Annotated in this window: 13 protein-coding genes; 8 read left to right on the top strand and 5 right to left on the bottom strand. The window is 71.9% G+C overall.

Annotation, left to right across the window (positions count from 1 at the left end; translation table 11 throughout):
- Positions 1–58: 58 nt before the first annotated feature.
- Positions 59–2,311, bottom strand: coding sequence for an RNA polymerase recycling motor ATPase HelR (gene helR / locus ACZ7DY_RS21790; RefSeq protein WP_471137594.1), 2,253 nt, complete (start codon positions 2,309–2,311; stop codon positions 59–61).
- Positions 2,312–2,637: 326 nt separating this feature from the next.
- On the opposite strand from helR, the gene ACZ7DY_RS21785 reads away from it, so the two are divergent.
- A complete protein-coding gene (locus ACZ7DY_RS21785) occupies positions 2,638–3,168 on the top strand; it encodes a GNAT family N-acetyltransferase (RefSeq protein ID WP_471137593.1) in 531 nt (176 codons plus the stop codon).
- A 136-nt stretch (positions 3,169–3,304) separates the two neighbouring features.
- Here ACZ7DY_RS21785 and argB read toward each other — a convergent pair whose 3' ends face one another.
- Genes argB through argC form a run of 3 tightly spaced genes read right to left on the bottom strand, consistent with a single transcriptional unit; the run spans position 3,305 to position 6,623 of the window.
- Positions 3,305–4,411, bottom strand: a complete 1,107-nt coding sequence (gene argB, locus ACZ7DY_RS21780; protein ID WP_471137592.1) for an acetylglutamate kinase — start codon at positions 4,409–4,411, stop codon at positions 3,305–3,307.
- A 23-nt stretch (positions 4,412–4,434) separates the two neighbouring features.
- Positions 4,435–5,586, bottom strand: a complete 1,152-nt coding sequence (gene argJ, locus ACZ7DY_RS21775) for a bifunctional glutamate N-acetyltransferase/amino-acid acetyltransferase ArgJ (RefSeq protein ID WP_471137591.1) — start codon at positions 5,584–5,586, stop codon at positions 4,435–4,437.
- Positions 5,583–6,623: an N-acetyl-gamma-glutamyl-phosphate reductase gene (argC, locus tag ACZ7DY_RS21770; RefSeq protein WP_471137590.1), complete on the bottom strand. Its 1,041-nt coding sequence runs from the start codon at positions 6,621–6,623 to the stop codon at positions 5,583–5,585. The genes argJ and argC overlap by 4 nt, the downstream gene beginning before the upstream one ends.
- A 276-nt stretch (positions 6,624–6,899) precedes the next feature.
- Here argC and ACZ7DY_RS21765 point away from each other — a divergent pair, with 276 nt between their 5' ends.
- The gene (locus ACZ7DY_RS21765) at positions 6,900–8,543 is read left to right on the top strand and encodes a DUF4192 domain-containing protein (protein ID WP_471137589.1); all 1,644 of its coding nucleotides are present in this window, start codon (positions 6,900–6,902) and stop codon (positions 8,541–8,543) included.
- 231 nt (positions 8,544–8,774) lie between these two features.
- Positions 8,775–10,883 (top strand): glycogen debranching N-terminal domain-containing protein, encoded by a 2,109-nt coding sequence (locus ACZ7DY_RS21760; protein WP_471137588.1) that lies wholly within the window; start codon positions 8,775–8,777, stop codon positions 10,881–10,883.
- A gap of 78 nt (positions 10,884–10,961) precedes the next feature.
- On the opposite strand, the gene ACZ7DY_RS21755 is transcribed toward ACZ7DY_RS21760, so the two are convergent.
- Positions 10,962–12,407 carry an MFS transporter gene (locus ACZ7DY_RS21755; RefSeq protein WP_471137587.1) on the bottom strand — a complete coding sequence of 482 codons (1,446 nt, stop codon included), beginning with the start codon at positions 12,405–12,407 and terminating at the stop codon, positions 10,962–10,964.
- 414 nt (positions 12,408–12,821) lie between these two features.
- Here ACZ7DY_RS21755 and ACZ7DY_RS21750 point away from each other — a divergent pair, with 414 nt between their 5' ends.
- The 5 genes from ACZ7DY_RS21750 (at position 12,822) to ACZ7DY_RS21730 (ending at position 20,058) form a co-directional block, all read left to right on the top strand.
- Entirely contained in the window at positions 12,822–13,583 is a 762-nt protein-coding gene (locus ACZ7DY_RS21750) for an NUDIX hydrolase (protein ID WP_471076770.1), read from the top strand.
- A gap of 232 nt (positions 13,584–13,815) precedes the next feature.
- Positions 13,816–16,026: an ATP-binding cassette domain-containing protein gene (locus ACZ7DY_RS21745; RefSeq protein ID WP_471137586.1), complete on the top strand. Its 2,211-nt coding sequence runs from the start codon at positions 13,816–13,818 to the stop codon at positions 16,024–16,026.
- Between the two features lie 162 nt (positions 16,027–16,188).
- A complete protein-coding gene (locus ACZ7DY_RS21740; protein WP_471137585.1) occupies positions 16,189–17,073 on the top strand; it encodes a FadR/GntR family transcriptional regulator in 885 nt (294 codons plus the stop codon).
- A 467-nt stretch (positions 17,074–17,540) separates the two neighbouring features.
- Positions 17,541–19,085, top strand: coding sequence for an RNA polymerase sigma factor (locus ACZ7DY_RS21735; protein ID WP_471137584.1), 1,545 nt, complete (start codon positions 17,541–17,543; stop codon positions 19,083–19,085).
- A 142-nt stretch (positions 19,086–19,227) separates the two neighbouring features.
- The gene (locus ACZ7DY_RS21730) at positions 19,228–20,058 is read left to right on the top strand and encodes a S1 family peptidase (protein ID WP_471137583.1); all 831 of its coding nucleotides are present in this window, start codon (positions 19,228–19,230) and stop codon (positions 20,056–20,058) included.
- Positions 20,059–20,210 lie beyond the last annotated feature (152 nt).

Below are 20,210 nucleotides of genomic sequence, written 5' to 3'. Positions count from 1 at the left end.
GGCCAAAGCGTCCCCGTCGTACGGCCAAAGCGTCCCCGTCGTACGGCCAAGGCCCCCCTCAGCGGCTCGTGAGGATGACGAGCTGCCGGGTGGCACGGGTCATCGCGACGTAACGGTCGACCGCCCCCTCGATGCCCTCGCCGAACGTCTGCGGATCGACGAGGACGACCAGGTCGAACTCGAGCCCCTTCGACAGTTCCGGGGTCAGTGACCGGACGCGTGGCCTCGCCCGGAACGTGGGATCACCGATGACGCAGGCGATCCCCTCGGCATGCTCGTCGAGCCAGGCGTCGAGGATCGAGTCCCGGTCCGCCACCTGCCCGTGGACGACGGGGAGGCCGCTGCTGCGGATCGACGTCGGCACGTTGGCGTCCGGGAGTTCGGCGCGGATGACCGGTTCGGCCTCTGCCATCACCTCTTCGGGGGTGCGGTAGTTGATGCCGAGCGAGGCCATCGTGACGCGGTCGAGCCCGATGCGGTGCAGGCGTTCCTCCCACGACTCGGCGAACCCGTGCCTGGCCTGGGCGCGGTCCCCGACGATGGTGAAGCTCCGCGACGGGCAGCGCAGCAGCAGCATCTGCCACTCCGCGTCGGTCAGTTCCTGCGCCTCGTCCACGACGACGTGCGCGAACGGCCCGGCGAGCCGGTCCGGGGCATCGGCGGGCAGGGCGCTCTCGTCGATCAGGCTCTCCTGCAGATCCTTGCCGCGCAGCATCCGCACCGCGCCCTCGCTGTCGTCGCCGGCCGAGGAGAAGTCGGCGGCCGAGAGGATCTCGTCGATGACACCGGCCATGCGCTCGCGTTCGGCCGCGACCGCGGCGTCGTGGCGCCGCTTGCGCCGCGCCGCCTCGGGGTCGCCGAGCCGCTGCCGTGCCGCGTCGAGGAGCGGCAGATCGGACACCGTCCAGGCCCGGGGCGCCTCCTTGCGCCCCAACTTCCTTACGTCGTCGGGGCCGAGCCAGGGCGCGCACATGCGCAGGTACGCGGGGACCGTCCACAGGTCGGAGACCAGGTCGGCGGCGTCAAGGAGCGGCCAGGCGCGGTGCAGCGTCGTGACCAGCTCCCGGTCCTGGCGCAGTGACCGCAGGAACAGCTCGGGAGAGACGCCGCGCTCATCCCAGCCCACGCCCTCCCCGTCCATGCCGTACATGTCTTGCCGGCCCATGTCTTGCCGGCCCATGTCCTGCTGGCTCATGTCCTGCTTGTCCATCAGGATCGTGGCCAGTTCCTCCCAGATCTGCTCGCGCGCCTCGTTGTGCGGGGTGCCCGGTCCCGGCGCCCGGAACGCCTCGGCCCAGTCGTCCGCGCTGATCCGCACCTCGGCCCAGGGGGTGGAGACCGTCATGGTCTCGGTGGGCGGCTCCTCGTAGAACCTGACGGCCTTTTCGATCGCCTCGACCATGGCGGCGGACGACTTCAGACGGGCCACCTGCGGGTCGGTCTCGGGGAGCGCCGAGGCGCCCTCTGCGACCAGGTCCCGCAGGGTGCAGGTCTGTACCCCCTCCTCGCCGAGGCTGGGCAGGACGTCCGCGACGTACCCCAGGTAGGGCTCGTGCGGGCCGACGAAGAGCACGCCGCCGCGCCGGTGCCCGAGGCGGGGGTCGGAGTAGAGCAGATACGCGGAACGGTGCAGGGCGACAACCGTCTTCCCGGTGCCGGGCCCGCCGTCGACGACGAGCGCGCCACGGGAGCCCGCGCGGATGATGGCGTCCTGGTCGGCCTGGATGGTGCCGAGCACATCGCGCATCCGCGCCGAACGGTTGCTGCCCAGACTGGCGATGAAGGCCGACTGGTCATCGAGGGCGGCATGGTGTTCGAGACCGTCGGCGGTGAACACCTCGTCCCAGTAGTCGCTGATCCGCCCGCCGGCCCAGCGGTAACGGCGGCGGCTCGCGAGGCCCATCGGGTTGGCGTGGGTCGCCGCGAAGAACGGCTCGGCCGCCGGGGAACGCCAGTCGACGAGCAGCCGACGGCCCTCGCTGTCGGTCAGCCCGAGCCGCCCGATGTACAGGGGCTCGGTGCCGTCGGCGGTGACGACGTGCCCCAGGCACAGGTCGAGGCCGAACCGGCGCAGGGCGCGCAACCGGCCGCTCAGCCGGTGGATCTCCGCGTCCCGGTCCATCGCCTCCCGGCCGATACCGCCGGGAGCCCTGCGCAGATCGTCGAGGCGGCCGGAGAGTTCGGCGATGGTCTGGTCGAGGCTCTCCGCGATGGCCGCGAAATGCCGCTCGTCGTCGGCGATGAGAGCCGGGTCGGCCTTGGCCGAAAGGTTGGCGGGAAGGTTGAAAGCACTGGTGGCCAGGGGATTCACGTCATCAGCTCCGATCCGAGGCCAGTGATTGTGCGGCACCACCGGGGCCTTGCCGCAAGCCCCCCGGTGCGCTATAAGTTGAAAGTGGCAAGAGGTGGGTACTTCCCTCTTGCCTTTCTTGTTGCCGGGATCTGGACGGGCCTGTTCGGGTCTGTACGGGCCGTAGATCCCACGGCCTACGGCACGCGCTGGAACCCTCTGAACTCTGGGGTACGCGGCCCGGCTGGACTGATCGAATTAGGTAAAGCTAACCTTACTTCGCTGGTCGTCGGGGAAGTGCACGGCGACGAGCCGTCCTTCGCCCGTGGAACCGAGGAAGGTAAGCCTTGATCACGGCTACGCCGCGCCCTGCCCCGCTGCCGCACACACTCCCCGCGCCGGCCCCCTGCGTGCGCTCCGCCCGCGAGGAGGACGCCGCCGCGCTCGTCGCCCTCTCCCAGCCCTTCGTGCGCTCGGGTGCGCTGCGGGAACGGCCTGCCGCGCTCTACGCCGCCCAAGCCGCCGACTTCCTGGTGGCGGGCGCCTCCGGAGGTCCGCTCGAAGGGTGCGTGGGCCTGCGCGTACACCCGGCCGACCCGGCCGACCCGGGGGAGCGCCGCGGGCCGACAGGCGTTCTCTACAACTTCTGCGTGGCCGGGCACCGGCAGGGACGCGGAGTGGGAGGCGGACTCCTGCGCGCCGTACTGGCCCTCGCGCGTGCCCAGTCGCTCGACGCGCTGTTCACGGCGACGACCGGCGGCGGCGACCTCTTCCTCCGTTACGGATTCACGCCCACGACCCCGCGCCTGGCGCCCCCGGCCTGGGCACAATCCCTCGACCCGCGACGCAACGCACAGATCCTCGCGCGCAGGGTGTGAGCGAGGAGTCCGCGGAGTCGGCGAAGTCGACGAAGCCGAGGAAACCCACCAAGTGGCCCGCGAGTTGTCCTCGCGGGCCACTTTCGCGTGCGCGGGCGCGTCGGGTGGAGGCCTCGGGCGGACACCTTCTGCGAAGTCAGACAGTGCACTCGTCGTGACCGGGCCGACCGCGAGGGATGACCGTGGTGCTGGTGCTGGTGCTGGTGCTGGTGCTGGTGCCGGTGCCGGTGCCGGGCTCCCCGGAACCTGAGTGGACGCTCGAACCGCCCCCGTCCGGGACCACGGTCGTCCCGGGGCTCGTCTCATCCAGTACGCCCCGCAGCACCGCATGCGGCACGCGTCCGTCGAGCACGTGGGCCTTGCGCACCCCGCCGCGCACCGCCCGCAGGCAGCCCTCCATCTTCGGCAGCATGCCGCTCGCAAGACCCGGCAGCATCTCGTCCAGCGCGTCCGCCGTCAGGCGTTCGATGACCTCGGTGCTGTGCGGCCAGTCCGCGTACAGGCCCTTGACATCGGTGAGCATCACGAGGCGTTCGGCGTCGAGGGCCACGGCGAGCGCGGACGCCGCGAGGTCGGCGTTGACGTTGTAGACCTCGCCGCCCCTGCCGCGGGCCACGGGGGAGACCACCGGTATGTGCCCCTGCTCCAACAACGTGCGCACCATACTGGGGTTGACGTCCACCACGTCCCCGACGAGACCGATGTCCACCGGCTGTCCGTCCACCCACGCCGGCCGCCGCACGGCCGTCATCGTGTGGGCGTCCTCGCCGGTCATCCCCACGGCGAAGGGCCCGTGGGCGTTGATGTGGCCGACCAGTTCCCGCTGGACCCGGCCGGTCAGCACCATGCGGACCACGTCCATGGTCTCCGGGGTGGTGACGCGCAGGCCCGCCTCGAAACGGGTCTCCAGCGCGAGACGGTCGAGCATCGCGCTGATCTGGGGTCCGCCGCCGTGCACGACGACGGGGCGCAGTCCCGCGTGCCACAGCTCCACGACGTCCCGGGCGAACGTCCGTTGCAGATCCGCGTCCACCATGGCGTGGCCGCCGAACTTGACCACGACCACGCCGTCCCACGGCTCCCCGTGCCTCTCCGTCGGGTGGAGAAGCGCGGTGGCGGAGGACGGCTCGACGTCGGCATGCCCGTGTCCGCCGAGGGTCGTCCGACTACCGAGGGCCGTCTGATCGCCGACGGTCGTCCCCATCTCTGCCCCTACCTCGTCCACCCGGTGTACCTCGTCCACGTCCTGTACCTCGCTCACCCCGTTCATGAGCTGTACGCGCTGTTCTCGTGGACGTACGCGGCCGTGAGGTCGTTCGTCCAGACCGTCGCCGACTCCGCACCGGAGCGCAGGTCGACGGTGACCGTCACCTGGCGCCCCGACAGGTCCACGGCGTCCCGTGACTCCCCGGCCGCACCGTCCCGGCACACCAGGACGCCGTTGATCGCCACGTCCAGGCAGTCGGGGTCGAAGGCGGCGGAGGTCGTGCCGATCGCCGACAGCACACGTCCCCAGTTGGGGTCCTCGCCGTGCAGGGCGCACTTGAGGAGGTTGTTCCTGGCCACCGACCGGCCCACTTCCACGGCGTCCCGCTCGGACGCCGCGCCGACCACCCGCACCTCGATCTCCTTCGACGCGCCCTCCGCGTCCGCGATGAGCCGGTGCGCCAGCTCCAGACACACGCCGTGCACGGCGTCCGCGAACGCGGCCGGGTCCGGGCGCACCCCCGAGGCGCCCGACGCGAGGAGCAGCACGGTGTCGTTGGTGGACATGCAGCCATCCGAGTCCACCCGGTCGAAGGTGGTGTGCACGGCTTCCCGCAACGTGGCGTCGAGTTCGGGCGCGCTCACGTCCGCGTCCGTGGTGAGCACCACCAGCATGGTCGCGAGGCCGGGGGCGAGCATGCCCGCACCCTTCGCCATGCCGCCCACGGTCCAGCCGGGACCGGCCGCCATCGCCGTCTTGTGCACCGAGTCGGTCGTCTTGATCGCCACGGCCGCGTCCTCGCCGCCGTCGCCCGACAACCGCGCCGCCGCGGCGTCGATGCCCGCCGTCACCCGGTCCATGGGCAGCGGGACGCCGATGAGTCCGGTGGAACACACCGCGACCCGGTCAGCCGCGGCACCGACGGCCCGTGCCGTGTGCCCGGCCATCGTTCGGGCGTCGTCCTCACCCGCCGGGCCGGTGCAGGCGTTGGCGCCACCGGAGTTGAGGACGACAGCGGACAGCGCGCCGTCGGCCACCGCGGCCCGCGTCCAGCGCACGGGTGCGGCCTGTACGCGGTTGGACGTGAACACCGCGGCCGCCGCGTCGGACGGCCCGCGGTTCACCACCAGAGCCAGGTCCCGGTCGCCGGAGGCCTTGATCCCGGCGGAGACTCCGGCGGCGACGAATCCCCGGGCAGCGGTCACGCTCACGGAGCCACTCCATTCATCGGCAGGCCCATCTCTTCCGGCAGGCCGAGGGCGACGTTCATGCTCTGCACCGCGCCACCGGCGGTGCCCTTGGTCAGGTTGTCGATTGCGCCGACGCATATGAGCCGGTGCGCCGCCTCGTCCACGGCCACCTGCACCTGGGCGGTGTTGGACCCGAGTACGGCCGCGGTCGATGGCCAGACGCCCGGCGGGAGCAGCCGTACGAACGGCTCGTCGCCGTAGGCGGTTTCGTACGCGGCGCGCGCGTCGGCCTCCGCGGCACACGCCGTCAGACCGGGGCGCAGGCGCGCCGAGCAGGTGGCGAGGATGCCCCGGGGCATGGGGGCCAGGGTGGGGGTGAAGGAGACGGTGACGCGTTCACCCGCGGCCTGGGAGAGGTTCTGGGTCAGTTCCGGTGTGTGCCGGTGACCGCCTCCGACGCCGTACGGCGACATCGACCCCATCAACTCCGCACCGACCAGGTGAGGTTTGGCCACCCGGCCGGCCCCCGACGCGCCGCTGGCGGCGACGACGACGGCCTCCGGCTCCACCAGCCGCGCCAGGAAGGCCGGGTACAGGGCGAGGGTGACGGCCGTCGGATAGCAGCCCGGTACGGCGATACGGCCTGCCCCCTTCAACGCGTCCCGGGCGCCGGGCAGTTCGGGCAGGCCGTAGGGCCAGGTCCCCGCGTGCGGGGTGCCGTAGAACCGCTCCCAGTCGGCCGCCTCGCGCAGCCGGAAGTCCGCTCCGCAGTCCACGACGAGGGTGGTGTCCGTCAACTGCCGTGCCAGTTCGGCGGACTGGCCGTGCGGGAGGGCGAGGAAGACGACGTCGTGGTCCCGCAGCTGCGCGGCCGTCGTCCGGCTCAGGACCCGGTCGGCGAGGCCGGGCAGCTGTGGCTGCACCTCTCCGAGCCTCCGGCCCGCGCTGCTGTGCGCGGTCACCGCGCCGATCTCGACCTCCGGATGCGACAGCAGCAGACGGAGGATCTCCCCGCCCGCATAGCCACTTGCTCCGGCCACCGCGGCCCGTACTGTCATGATCTCCGTCTCTCGTGGTGTCCGGTCATCTGCTGCGTCGTTGGGGCGCCAGGCGAGTCGACCTTAGCTTAGCCTAACCTAATTAACCATCGTCGGGATCTCTGCTCGCCCCCTTCTCCTCGCCTCGTGGATCGAGCCGCGTCAGGTCAACTGTGCGCTCGACCGAGGCGGTAGGTCGAGCGACCGCGATTTGCTGTGGATAACTTTTGGCGTGCTCCTGATCGGGGTTATCCACAGGGTCAACCGGAGTCGTGCGATCCGCGGGAGAGTCGGCGCATGACGAAAAACCAGAGCGAAGCAGCCGGCCCGATCAACCCCAACAACTCCGCCCGCCCCCGGGATTCGTTCGACGAGCCGGCGGTCACCCTGCGCACCCCTGCCGAACTGGCGGATGCCCTGCCGTATTTGCTCGGCTTCAAGCCCGAGGACAGCATCGTGCTCATCGCCTTGCACGGCGCGCGAGGGCGGTTCGGCGGACGGGTGCGCCTCGGTGTCCCCGATCGGACGGAGGACTGGCCGTGCGTGGCGGACCAGCTCGCCCAATGCCTGGTGGGCGGCTGCGAGAGGAGGGGCGCACGCCCGGACGGCATCGTGGCCTTCCTGTGCCAGGAGCCCATCGGCGTAGAGTCGGGGCGGCAGGTCATGGAGCGGCTGCGGCCGTTGGCCCAGGCGCTGCGCACGGCGTGCGGCCGCCTCGACGTCCCGGTGCTCGAAGTCGTGTGCGTATCGGAAGGGCTCTGCTGGACCTATTGCTGTCCGGACACCCGCTGTTGCCCGCCCGAGGGCATGCCCCTGCTCGCACCGGGTACGTCCGTCCTGGCCGCGGCGGCCACGTATATGGGCGTCCGGGCGAGCCTCTCGCAGAGCGAGATCAGGGGGCGGCTCACCCCCTGGGAGGCCGCTGCGGCGACGGACCAGGAGCGCGCCCTCGACGCGGCGGGCCTCACGCTCATCCCCAGGATGCTGAACGAGTTCGCTTTGCCCGGGGTGCACCTGCACACGGCAACCCTGAGCGGCGGCCCCATGAACGGCGGATCCCCGAACGGGGTGAATCCGGACGCCGAGAGCCCGGACAGTGAGGAGCCCGGGCACGAGGACCGGAGCACGGAAACCGGGGCGGTCGAGGAGGAGACGCTAGACCTGGCCCGCCGGATCATGGCGCGTCTGGCCGCCGCACCCCCGATCACGGACGCACTCGATGCGGACAGGCAGGACGACGAGTTGATCGCGCACGACGAAGCGGCCGCCCTCATCCTCGGCCTCCAGGTGCGGACGACCCGTGACCGTGCGGCGGAATGGATGGAGGGCGCCGAGGCGCTGCCCGCGTTGCGTCTCTGGCGGGCGCTGGCCCGCCGCTGCGTCGGCGCGTACGCGGAGCACGCGGCGGCCCCCTTGTCCCTCGCGGGCTGGGTGGCCTGGTCTCTGGGTGACCTCGCGGAAGGCCAGGAAGCCCTGGACATGGCCCTGTGCGCCGACCCCGGATACGCCTTCGCCCAGCTCCTCAACCGCGCCTGCAATGAAGACGTCGACCCGGAGTCGATCCGCCGCTGCCTGCGCAGGGAGCGCGCCGACCGTGAGAGGGATGCCGCGGCGGGGCGCGGAGAAGGCCCACGAGTCCGAGAAGGCGCAGACACAGACGCAGACACAGACGCAGACACAGACGCAGACACGGACGCAGGCACCGTCGGCGGCGAAGGTGAGGAGCGAGAGCCGGACAACGCCTCCGAGACGACATCGGACGGTTCTTCTCCCCGTCGACGCCGTCGCCGGCTGCCGCGCCCGGTCGGCAACGACCGCCACCGGCTCCGGAGCTCCGACGGCCCCAGGCCCTTCGGAGGCATGCGAATCCCCGGTACCCCGGGCACGGGCCCGCGGAACCGCCGTCGCACCATCCGGCGCGGCACACGGGACGACCGATGAGCGCCTGGTGGTGGCGGTGGGTCCGATGGATGGCGTGGCCGTGGGCGGCATGGCTGCGGTGGGGCCCGGCTCGCCGGAAAGGGCGCGGCCAGATGGTCGGCTTCCCGCCCGGGGAGCGTGACTTGGAGCCGGGTCGGCCCGTTCACCTGAGTGGCGGTACGCGCAGCAGGGTCGCGCCGCCGCACGTCCTCCGACTTCCCCTAGCGCAGACAACGCAGAAGAAGCTGCCCCATGTCTCTTCCCGTTCCGTCTTCCGTCTCCGACAGAGAGGGGCCCCGGCGGGCCGTGCAGGCCCGCGCGCCCCTGTCCGGTGGCCCGGCCCGGACGCCGGCTCCGGCCCCGCGCCGCCCCGTGGAGCTGCCACCCGCACACACCGTGCTGACCTGCGTCGCTCTGCCGGCGTTCGCGATCTCCCCGGAGCAGGGACAGTTGACCGGCCGCGGCCTGGAGGGCTTCTACCGCGCGGGACGCAGGGCCCTCTCCCGTTGTCAGGTACGGGTGGCGGGACGCGAGCCCGTCGCCGTGCAGGCCCGCATGCTGTCGGCCGACAGCGCACGGTTTGTCGCGACGCTGCGTCTGTCCACGGACGGCGGACCCGACCCGGAGATCGTCGTCGAGCGAATCCGTCACGCGGACGGCACCGAGCGGATCACCTTGCACAGCGCGGCCGTACGACCGCTCCGGCTGCCCGTCGAGGTCTCGCTCGGCACGGACCTCGCGGAGATGGGCGCGGTCGCCTCCGGCAGGGCGGGCCCCGAACTGCCCGCCAGCGTGTACGACTCCGGCATGCGGTGGTCGTCGGCCACGGCCCACTGCACGGTGACGGCCGACCCCGCACCCGACGACGCCATGGCCTCCGCGGGGCTGCTGCGCTGGGAGATCGAACTGCCGCCGGGCGGCTCACGCAGCGTCGAGCTGCGGGTACGGCCCGACGGTGCCGGGCCGGTCCGCGCGGGGGGACACGGCGGGATGCGGTCCGTCGCCGGGGCACGGGCGATCGGCGACGACCCCAGGGTCCAGCCGCTCCTCGCCCGGTCCGTCGAGGATCTGCAGGCGCTGCTGCTGCGCGACGCCGAGCACCCGACCGACATGTACGCGGCCGCGGGGGCGCCGTGGCGCTGCGGCCTCGCACCGGCCGAATCGCTGGCCGCAGCCCGTATGGCACTGCCCCTGGGTACGCGGATCGCCGCGGGCACGCTGCGCACCCTGGCCAGCAGCCAACTCACGGGCCCCGGACACCGGGCGGGCATGATCCCGGGCCCCTTGCGGGACGCGGGCCCCCACCTCCCACCCGGCTGCACCGGCACCGAGGCGACCCTCCTCTTCCCGGTTCTCCTCGCGGAGGCGTGGCGCTGGGGACTGCCCGCCCAGGAGGTCGAGGAGCTGCTGCCCGCCGCGGAGCGCTGCCTGCGCTGGCTGCGCACCGCCGTCGGCGACGGCGTGTTCCTCCACGACACCCACCCGGGCGCACACCCGTCCGGTCACGGCCCGCAGAGTGCCCTGCGGGCAGGGGCCGCGCGCGCCGAGGTCCAGGCGTACGCGCACCGGGCCGCGCTGCTCGGCGCCGACCTGCTCGACGCGCACGGCCGCAAGGACTCCGCCGACCTGCGGCAGTGGGCGGCACGCCTGCGGTCCGCCTTCCGGGAGGAGTTCTGGGTGGAGGACCGGGCCGGGGGCAGGCCGGCCGCCGCCCGGTTGCCCGACGGACGGCTCGTGCCCCACCTCACCGGGGGAGCGGCCCACCTCTTGGACACCGGGCTACTCGGGGCGGGCAAGCTGGCCCCCGGCCTGCTCGACAAGGTCAAGACCGAGCAACTCGCCAGGCTGCTCGGCGGTCCCGCCATGGACTCCGGCTGGGGGTTGCGCAGCCTGGGAGCCAAAGAAGCCGGGTACAACCCGTTCGGCCACCGGGGCGGATCGGTCCGCGTACAGGAGACGGCGGTCGCCGTCACGGGACTGATGGCCGCCGGGTACGAGAAGGAGGCGAGCTCATTGCTGCGCGGCCTGCTCTCCGCGGCCGAGACCTTCGGCCACCGGCTGCCCGAGATGTACGCGGGGGAACAGCGCACGGAGGGCGGGGCTCCACTGCCACACCCGGCCGCCTGCCGCCCGGCGGCCACCGCCGCTGCCGCCGGGGTTCACCTGCTCGCGGCGCTCGCCGGCATCCGGCCCGACGCACCCGCCGGCACGATCACGCTGAGCCCGGTCCGCAGTGCCCCGCTGGGGGAGCTGAGCCTGAGCGCGCTGAGCGTCGCGGGGGCTCCGTTCTCCGTCCGCGTCAGCCGACTCGGCCTCGCCATGGTCGAAGAGGCGGCCGACGGGCTGCAGTTGGGAGTGTGACCATCCGGCCTGACGTTCTCCAGCCCGGCGGGGGGGCGTTCCACCCCGCGCGGGGCGGGATGGAACGCCGACCGTGGGTCAGGCGGTCCTGGCCGGCCTGGGCAGACGGAACATCAGTGCCCACATCATGGCGAGCGCGGCGACGACGTACCAGACGCTGCCCGCGAACGCTGCGGTCACGGTGCGGCCGTGGCTGCCCGCGGGGGCGTACTGGAAGAAGACGACCGACGCCAGCGCGATACCGAGCGAGGTGCCGAGCTGCATGGCGGTGTTGAACAGTCCCGCGGCGGACCCGGCGTCCTCGTGGCCGACCTGGCTGAGCGTGAGCCCGGCCAGGCCCGCGCCGACCATGCCGAACCCGACGCCGACGAGGATCATCGGGGCGACGGCCGCCACGAACGGCACCTCGGTCTGCTGGGCGGACACCAGGAACTGGTAGCCCACCAGCGTGAGCGCGATGAGTACGGCACCGGCCTGCGGCACCCGCCGCAGGTGCGTATGCGCCTGCTTGGAGGCGAGCATCGCACCGGCCATGCCGCCGATGGAAATGGCGACGGACGCCGGAGCGAACTGCCCGGGCGAGAGTCCGAGGCCGGACTGCATGAACAGCACCCACGTCAGCAGGAACAGCCCGGAGACGAGCCCGAAGACCGTCTGGGCGGCGAGTCCAGCCGCGAACGCCCTGTTGTCGAACAGGGAGAGTGCGACCAGGGCGGAACCGCCCTTGCGGGTCTTCGCCCGCTGCTGGACCACGAAGCCCGCAAGGACCAGGGCGCCCGCGGTGAGCATGACGAAACTCCACGCCGGCCAGTGCTTCCCGCCGCCCACGGTCAGCGGGTAGGCGATCAGCAGCAGGCCCAGGGCCGAGAGCAGCATGCCCAGCGGGTCGAGGCGGCGGGCCTGCTGGTCGCGGGAGTCCGGGATGAACTTCAGGGCGAAGAGCACGGTGGCCAGGCCAATGGGCAGGTTGATCAGGAAGATCGCCCGCCAGCCGAGCCCGGCGATGTCGGCGGAGGTCAGGACGGCGCCGAGGACAGGGCCGAGGACCCCGCCGAGCGACATGATCATGCCGTACAGGCCGAACACCTTGGCCTGCGACTCACCCTGGAAGGTGACCGCCATGGTGGCCATGACCTGCGGGACCATCACCGCCGCACCCGCCCCCTGAAGAGCGCGCGCGGCGATCAGGAAGTCGGGGCCGGAGGCGATCCCGCACAGCAGCGACGCCAGCGTGAACACGACGGTGCCCACGACGAAGATCCGCTTGCGGCCGAAGAGGTCGCCCAGGCGCCCGCCGGTGATCAGGGCGAGCGCGAAGGCGAGGGTGTAGGCGGCGGGAATCCACTGCACCGCGGCGCTGGTGGCGCCGGTGTCCGCCTGGATGGACGGCAGGGCGGTGTGGACGATCGAGCCGTCGAGCGCGTTCATCAGCTCGGCGACCAGAATCACGGCCAGCGTGATCGTGGCGGCCCGGGCAGCCCCGGTGGGGCGCGGCCGGCCGGGGGTATGGGTGTCGGTTGACACGAGGAGAAGTCCTTGTCGTGCACGGAGAAAACGGGGACAGGGCAGGCCTGGGCATGCCCTGTGCGCCTACCGCGCGACAGAGGGAAAGAGGGTGCCATCAGCCCAGGCCATCGGGGACACCGCTGTGGAGGCATGCGTCAGCAGCCCGCGAACGCGGACAACCGGAAAGAGCGCCTCACAACGAGCGGCTACACGGCCTGGGAGATATGCCATCACCTCAAAACACAGCGCCGGGCCCCGGAACGGGCACCGGCGGAACCCTAGAAGGCTAAGCACTCCCGCAGACGCCCTGCAACGCAATATCGCCGCACAAGCGACGCCGCTGTCCGGCCCCGCGCACCGGCCTGCTCGAACGGACCTCGTGCAATAGGCGAAGGAGGTGTTTATCGTCAGGCAGACGACTATGATCGCGGCATGTCGCCCTACGACCCGTCGGCCTTCCCGCCCTTCGCAGTCACCGTCGACCTGGTCGTGCTGACCGTGCGCCGACACGCGCTCTGCGCACTGGCCGTACGCCGGGGTGAGCAGCCGTTCCAGGGGCGTTGGGCGCTCCCCGGTGGTTTCGTACGAGCCGACGAGGATCTGTCGGCGGCTGCGGCGCGCGAACTGAGCGAGGAGACGGGCCTCTGCGCCCACGACCCCGGCGCCCCGGCCCAGGCCAACGGGGCCCATCTCGAACAGCTCGCCACCTACGGCGATCCCAAGCGCGACCCGCGGATGCGCGTGGTCAGCGTCGCCCACCTCGCGCTCGCCCCCGACCTGCCCGCGCCCCGGCCCGGCGGTGACGCGCACAGCGCCCGCTGGGCCCCGGTCGAGGCCCTGCTCCACCAAGGGGGGTACGGCCGCGAGGGCGAACAGGCGGCCCCGCTCGCCTTCGACCACGCCCAGATCCTCGCGGACGGAGTGGAGCGCGCCCGCTCCAAGATCGAGTACTCCTCGCTGGCGACCGCCTTCTGTCCGCCCGAGTTCACCGTGGGCGAGCTGCGCCGGGTGTACGAGGCCGTCTGGGGCGTGGTCCTCGATCCGCGCAACTTCCACCGCAAGGTCACCGGCACCCCGGGCTTCCTGGTGCCCACCGGTGGCACGACCACCCGGCAGGGCGGCCGCCCCGCCCAGCTCTTCCGGGCGGGCGGCGCGACCCTTCTCAACCCGCCGATGCTGCGCCCCGAAGTCTGACGGTCGCGTCTGAAGGGCGCGTTCGACGGTCGCGGCCGCCGGTGCCCGCTCCGCCGGTCATGCCGGGGACGGGTGTTCGAAGGTCAGGGCGGGCCGGGTCGCCGCGCCCCGCCCTGACCGAAAAGCCGTAAATGTCGCGTTATCTTGCTGCAGTACCCACGGGGTTCGTCCGTCCCCGATCCGGTGGACGGACCCCGGCCGCCGCGCGGTCGCACATCCTGCGAGAGAAGCGATGATCCAGGCCATCGGACTGACCAGCAATCCCCGCCAGGAGCTCCCGCCCGCCGTAGACGACGTGTCCTTCGAGGCGCGCACCGGCCGTGTCACGGCGCTGCTCGACGCCGACACCGCCGGGCCGACCACGGTGCTGCGGCTGATGCTCGAACTCCAACAGGGCCGTGGCATCACGTACTTCAGAGGCCGCCCCCTGCACCGCATCGCCCACCCCTCACGTGAGGTGGGCGCTCTCCTGGGCGACGTCCCGGGGCATCCGGCACGCTCGGTCCGCGGACATCTGCGCATGCTCTGCGCCGCCGTCGGCGTGCCCGTCCTGCGCGCCGACGACGTCCTGGAGGTCGTCGGACTCGTCAGCCTCCGGGACCAGCGTCTCGGCACCCTCTCGCGCGGCATGGACCGCCGGCTGGGGCTCGCCTGTGCCCTGCTCGCCGACCCGCACACCCTTGTACTCGACCTGCCGAGCCACGGCCTCTCGGCCCGGGAAGGCGCGTGGCTGCACGGAATCCTGCGCGCCCACGCCGACCAGGGCGGAACGGTTCTGTTCACCACGGACGACCCCAAGGAAGCCGCACGCGCCGCCGACCGCGTGGTCACCCTGGACGCGGGGCGACTCGTCGCCGACCAGGAGGCCGCGGAGTTCGCGCGGACCAGGCTCCGCCCGCGCGTCGCCGTCCGGAGCCCGCACGCCGCCCGCCTCGGCGCGCTCCTTACCAAAGAGGCGCGGGCACGGCGACGCGCCATCGAGGTGGTCAGGGAGGACGGCACCAGGCTCTCCGTGTACGGCAGCAACTGCGCCGACGTGGGAGAGGTCGCGTACCGGCACGGCATCCTCGTCCACCAACTCGCCGACGAGATCGGCGACGCGGGACCGACACCGAACCGCCCCACCCCTCCGGTGCCGCCGGAACCCGCCCCGGGCCCCGGCCCCACGCCCCGCGCCGAGGCACCCGCCGCCTCTGACCACGCTCACCCGAACCCAGCCTCAACCCCAGCCCGGCCGCCCGAGCGCACCGAAGAGCCGGTCGGAACCACTGGCGAGGGCTCCGACTCGCCCGCACCGCCCTCATCCCTCGAAGCTCCGGTTCCGTTCTCTCTCCCTCTCTCTCCTCCTCCCGCACCCGGCGAAGCCTCGGTCGGCCCCACCGAAGCCCCCGTCACGGCATCCGTCGTGCCTCCCTCCCCACCCGCCCAAGACGAGACGCACACCCCCCCGTCACCGTCCGCCGACGGCCCGACCCCGTCCGGCCTGCTGGTTCCCCTGGCCCCGCTCGAAGTCGATGACACCGTTCCGCTCGAAGCCGTCACCAGGCCGCTGTCCACGCTCACGTCGGCCTCAGCCGCGCCGAGCGACACTCCGTCCAGCCCGAGCAGCGCTCCGTCCACCCCGCCGCGCGACGCTTCGTCCTGCCTCCCCCCGCCCATCACCGTCCGCCCCACCCGCAGCCCCCTGCGGCCCCTGCGCTACGAGGTGCGCAGGCTGACGGGTGTCGGCACCGGCTACTTCACCCTGGCCTGTGTCCTTGCCACTTCCGCCCTGATCGGCATCTTCCTCGCGCGGGCAGGACACACCCCGCAGGGGCGCCTCCTCGCGGCCTGGCCCGATGAACTTCCCTTGCCGCCCGCGGCCCTTGGAGCGGGCCTCCTCGGGGCGCTCGCCTTCGGCGACGAGTTCCGCCACCCCGCACTCGCGGCGGACCGGGGCACCGTGCCGCGGCGCCTCGGGATGCTCGGCGCCAAGCTGCTCGTGGCCGCCGCCACGGCGCTGCTGCTCGGCGTCCTCACGGTGGCCTCCGACGCCGCCGTGCTCCACCTTGTATACGGAGAGGAGCTCACGAAAGTTCCCGCGGACTGGCTTTCCCTGAGTGCCAGTTGGGTTTCCCTGGTGACGGGGTGCGCCTGGGCCGGGGTGCTGGCCGCGGGCGTCTTCCGGTCCACGACGGCGGGGCTCGCCGCGGTGCTCGCCGTGCCGATCATCGTCGTACCGCTCGTACAGAAAGCCGTCGAGGGACCGTCTGTGCGATCGGCGGCCGGGCTTCCGGGACGGCTGCGGGATCTCGCTCTGGTGCAGTGGCCGTTCGGTGCGGAGCGGTATCTGGCCGTCGTGGTGCGCATGATCGCCCAACCCGTGGGCGGTGCGCTGATGTTGTCCTTGACCGCTCTGCTCTGCGCATATCTGCTCACGGCGACGCGCGCGAGAGTCCGATGACGACCGCCCGGCGCCTTCCGGTGCCGGGCTGTGTGCCACCCCGTGGTTGACGTCCATTTCTTTCCGATAAGGCGTCAATTGCGACGGGGTAAGCGATCACCCTTTCGTGTGCTTTTCACCAAAGACCTCAAGGGAGTTGGGGGCGGAGCCGACAACTGATCCGTGAGTACCCTTGCGCACACCATGATGACCACCGCCCGCTCCGCCGACTCCGGTCTCGCCGGCCCGGGCGACCTCGACCGATACCCCTACGCAGAGCCCCCCGGCGGCGAGCGCGTCACCCCCGTATGGGACGGGCCCGACCAGGACCTGGGGCGTGTGGGCCGGCGCGCCGCCGGAAGCCGCGGCCGCGGACTGCACGGCCAACTCGTCCAGCAGCTCGGCCAGATGATCGTCTCCGGCGACCTCGGCGCCGACCGTCCGCTCGTCCCCGAGGAGATCGGCCAGCGTTTCGAGGTCTCCCGCACCGTCGTCCGCGAGTCCCTGCGCGTGCTTGAGGCCAAGGGCCTGGTCAGCGCCCGGCCCAACGTCGGCACGCGCGTGCGTCCCGTCAGCGACTGGAACCTCCTCGATCCGGACATCATCGAGTGGCGGGCCTTCGGTCCACAGCGCGACGACCAGCGGCGCGAGCTCGGCGAGCTGCGCTGGATGATCGAGCCCCTCGCCGCCCGGCTCGCCGCCGGGCACGGCCGCGAGGAGCTGCAGCAGCGCCTCGCCGACATGGTCGAGATCATGGGGCACGCGCTGACCCAGGGAGACGTGATCACGTTCTCCCGCGCGGACTCGGAGTTCCACTCGCTGCTCATCCAGGTCGCCGGCAACCGCATGCTGGAGCACCTCTCCGGCATCGTCTCGGCCGCCCTGCAGGTCTCGGGCGGACCCACCAGCGGCTGCGACCGCCACGGCGAGGCCTCCCTCGTGCACCACTCCCGCGTGGTCGACGCCCTCGCGGCCGGTGACGGCGCCGGCGCCGAGGCGGCCATGCGGCAGCTGCTGACCGTCCACCCCGAGGTGGAGCGCGTCGTGCCCGCCCCGCGCGAGCACTGACCGCGCGGCCGCCCCGACGCCGCGCTCGTGCACGCGCCCCGCGGCAGCGCTGAGCCGTCGCGTACGCCCATCCGTGCGCCCTCGGCGGCTCTGCCGCCGCTCCCCGTGTCGCCGGACCCCCAGGGGCTCATCGAGAGCCCGAAGGGGTCCGGCGACACGATCGTGGGGGTTTCTTTGCCGGGCATCGGGGGATCATTCGTGCATGTCTATAGGTCGCTTATGACCGTATCTAGATGCTTTTGACCGCTTACGGGGTGTGACTCGGGCCACGTAGATTGGGCGTAACGCTCCAAGGAACAGCGCGATGACCTAAGAGGTGATAGCCGAGGAAGGAATACAGACGTCGTTCGCGGCGCTGTGCAGCTCCCCGGCCCCGCCCGCGCCGTCGGCCCAATCCCCAGCCGCCGGTCGTCGGCTCCGGTCCACAATGGACGGGGCCGGAAGCCGTTTTCCAACGTTCCGAGAGGTTGTTCGTGTCGGCCAGCACATCCCGTACGCTCCCGCCGGAGATCGCCGAATCCGTCTCTGTCATGGCGCTCATCGAGCGGGGAAAGGCTGATGGGCAGATCGCCGGCGATGACGTGCGTCGTGCCTTCGAAGCTGACCAGATTCCGGCCACTCAGTGGAAGAACGTTCTGCGCAGCCTCAACCAGATCCTCGAGGAAGAGGGTGTGACGCTGATGGTCAGTGCCGCGGAGCCCAAGCGCCCCCGCAAGAGCGTCGCAGCGAAGAGTCCGGCCAAGCGCACCGCGACCAGGACGGTCGCGGCCAAGGCCGCCACGGCGAAGCCCACCGCCACCGCCGCCACTGAGGCGCCGACCGCGGACGGCACCGCCGAGGACGCGCCCGCGAAGAAGGTCGCCGCCAAGAAGACGACGGCCAAGAAGGCCGTCGCCAAGAAGACCACCGCCAAGAAGACGGCGGCCAAGAAGTCCACCTCCAAGAAGGATGCCGACGAGCTCCTGGACGAAGAGGCCACCGAGGAGGCACCCGCAGCCGGCAAGCCCGGCGAGGGCGAGCCGGCCGAGGAGGGCGCCCAGGGCTTCGTGCTGTCCGACGAGGACGAGGATGACGCCCCGGCCCAGCAGGTCGCCGCCGCCGGCGCCACGGCAGACCCCGTCAAGGACTACCTGAAGCAGATCGGCAAGGTCCCCCTGCTCAACGCGGAGCAGGAGGTCGAGCTCGCCAAGCGCATCGAGGCCGGTCTGTTCGCCGAGGACAAGCTGGCCAACGCCGACAAGCTCGCCCCGAAGCTCAAGCGCGAGCTGGAGATCATCGCCGAGGACGGCCGCCGCGCCAAGAACCACCTCCTGGAGGCCAACCTCCGCCTGGTGGTCTCCTTGGCCAAGCGCTACACCGGCCGCGGCATGCTCTTCCTTGACCTCATCCAGGAGGGCAACCTCGGTCTGATCCGCGCGGTCGAGAAGTTCGACTACACCAAGGGCTACAAGTTCTCCACGTACGCCACCTGGTGGATCCGTCAGGCGATCACCCGCGCCATGGCCGACCAGGCCCGCACCATCCGTATCCCGGTGCACATGGTCGAGGTCATCAACAAGCTGGCCCGTGTCCAGCGCCAGATGCTCCAGGACCTGGGCCGTGAGCCCACCCCGGAGGAGCTGGCCAAGGAACTCGACATGACCCCGGAGAAGGTCATCGAGGTCCAGAAGTACGGCCGTGAGCCGATCTCCCTCCACACCCCCCTGGGTGAGGACGGCGACAGCGAGTTCGGTGACCTCATCGAGGACTCCGAGGCGGTCGTACCGGCCGACGCGGTCAGCTTCACGCTCCTCCAGGAGCAGCTGCACTCCGTCCTGGACACCCTGTCCGAGCGTGAGGCGGGCGTGGTCTCCATGCGCTTCGGTCTCACGGACGGCCAGCCGAAGACCCTCGACGAGATCGGCAAGGTCTACGGAGTGACGCGTGAGCGCATCCGTCAGATCGAGTCGAAGACGATGTCGAAGCTGCGTCACCCGTCGCGTTCGCAGGTCCTGCGCGACTACCTCGACTAGGCATCGACGCTCGCCTGAGCACACCACGGAAGGCCCGAAGCCCGCGGCGCGCGGCTTCGGGCCTTTCCGCGTGCGCGGGTGCGCGGTGGGCGATAGTGGATCACCCTGGGTACGCCATGGCAACCCAGAGTGAGGAGATCGCATGCGACGTCCCTTTGCCCGAGCGTGGACGGGGGCGCTGGCCATCGCGGCCGGCGCCGCGTTCCTGCCGCTGGCTTCCCCGGTCCCCGCGACGGCCGACAGCGTGGTCGTCGGAGGCCACCCGGTGCAGGTGTCGGAGACTCCGTGGGTGGTGGCCCTCTCCAGTCGTGACCGGTTCGGGCGTGAACGTGCGGGACAGTACTGCGGCGGTGTGGTCGTCGGGCCCTCGACGGTCCTCACGGCCGCCCACTGCATGAGCAAGGATGTCCTGGGGGTGTCCCTGGGGCAGGTGTCGGACCTGAAGGTCATCGCGGGCCGCGACGACCTGCGGACGACGGCGGGATCAGAGATTCCGGTACAGGACATCTGGGTGAACCCGGAGTACGACAGCTACACGAACTCCGGGGACGTGGCGGCGCTCACCCTGGCCAAGCCGTTGCCCAAGGGGTACGCGATCCCCATGGCGGGGCCCGGGGACCCGGCGTATGAGGCGGGCACGGACGCGGCCGTCTACGGCTGGGGGGACACCACCGGATCCGGCGACTACGCCCGGACGCTGCATGCGGCACGCGTGAACGTCCTGGCCGACGCGGTGTGTGAGAAGGCGTATCCGGGCAGTGCCGACGGGCGGTACATCTCCCGCACCATGCTCTGCGCCGGGGAGCCGGAGGGGCGCCGTGACGCCTGTCAGGGGGACAGTGGAGGGCCGCTGATCGCCCGCGGGCGGCTCATCGGGCTCGTGTCCTGGGGAAGCGGCTGTGGGCGTCCTGGGAGCCCTGGCGTCTACACGCGGGTCTCCGACGTCGCGGGGAAGGTCTCCGCCCGCAGCTGAGGCGCTCATCCGTCCCGGCGGGGCCGCGGGGCGGACCGGGAGGGCCCAGAAAGGCCCTGGGTGCCCCTGTGACGAGAGCGGGCGGCCGTCCCTGCCTGTCGGCTGGGACGGCCGCCCGTCAACCGGCCTGGTGTGCCGGAGCTGGCTCGTCG

The sequence above is a fragment of the Streptomyces sp. NPDC037013 genome (genome assembly GCF_055607265.1).
Note: the sequence above shows the minus strand (reverse complement) of the source record. Positions and strands in the feature narration are given on the sequence as shown.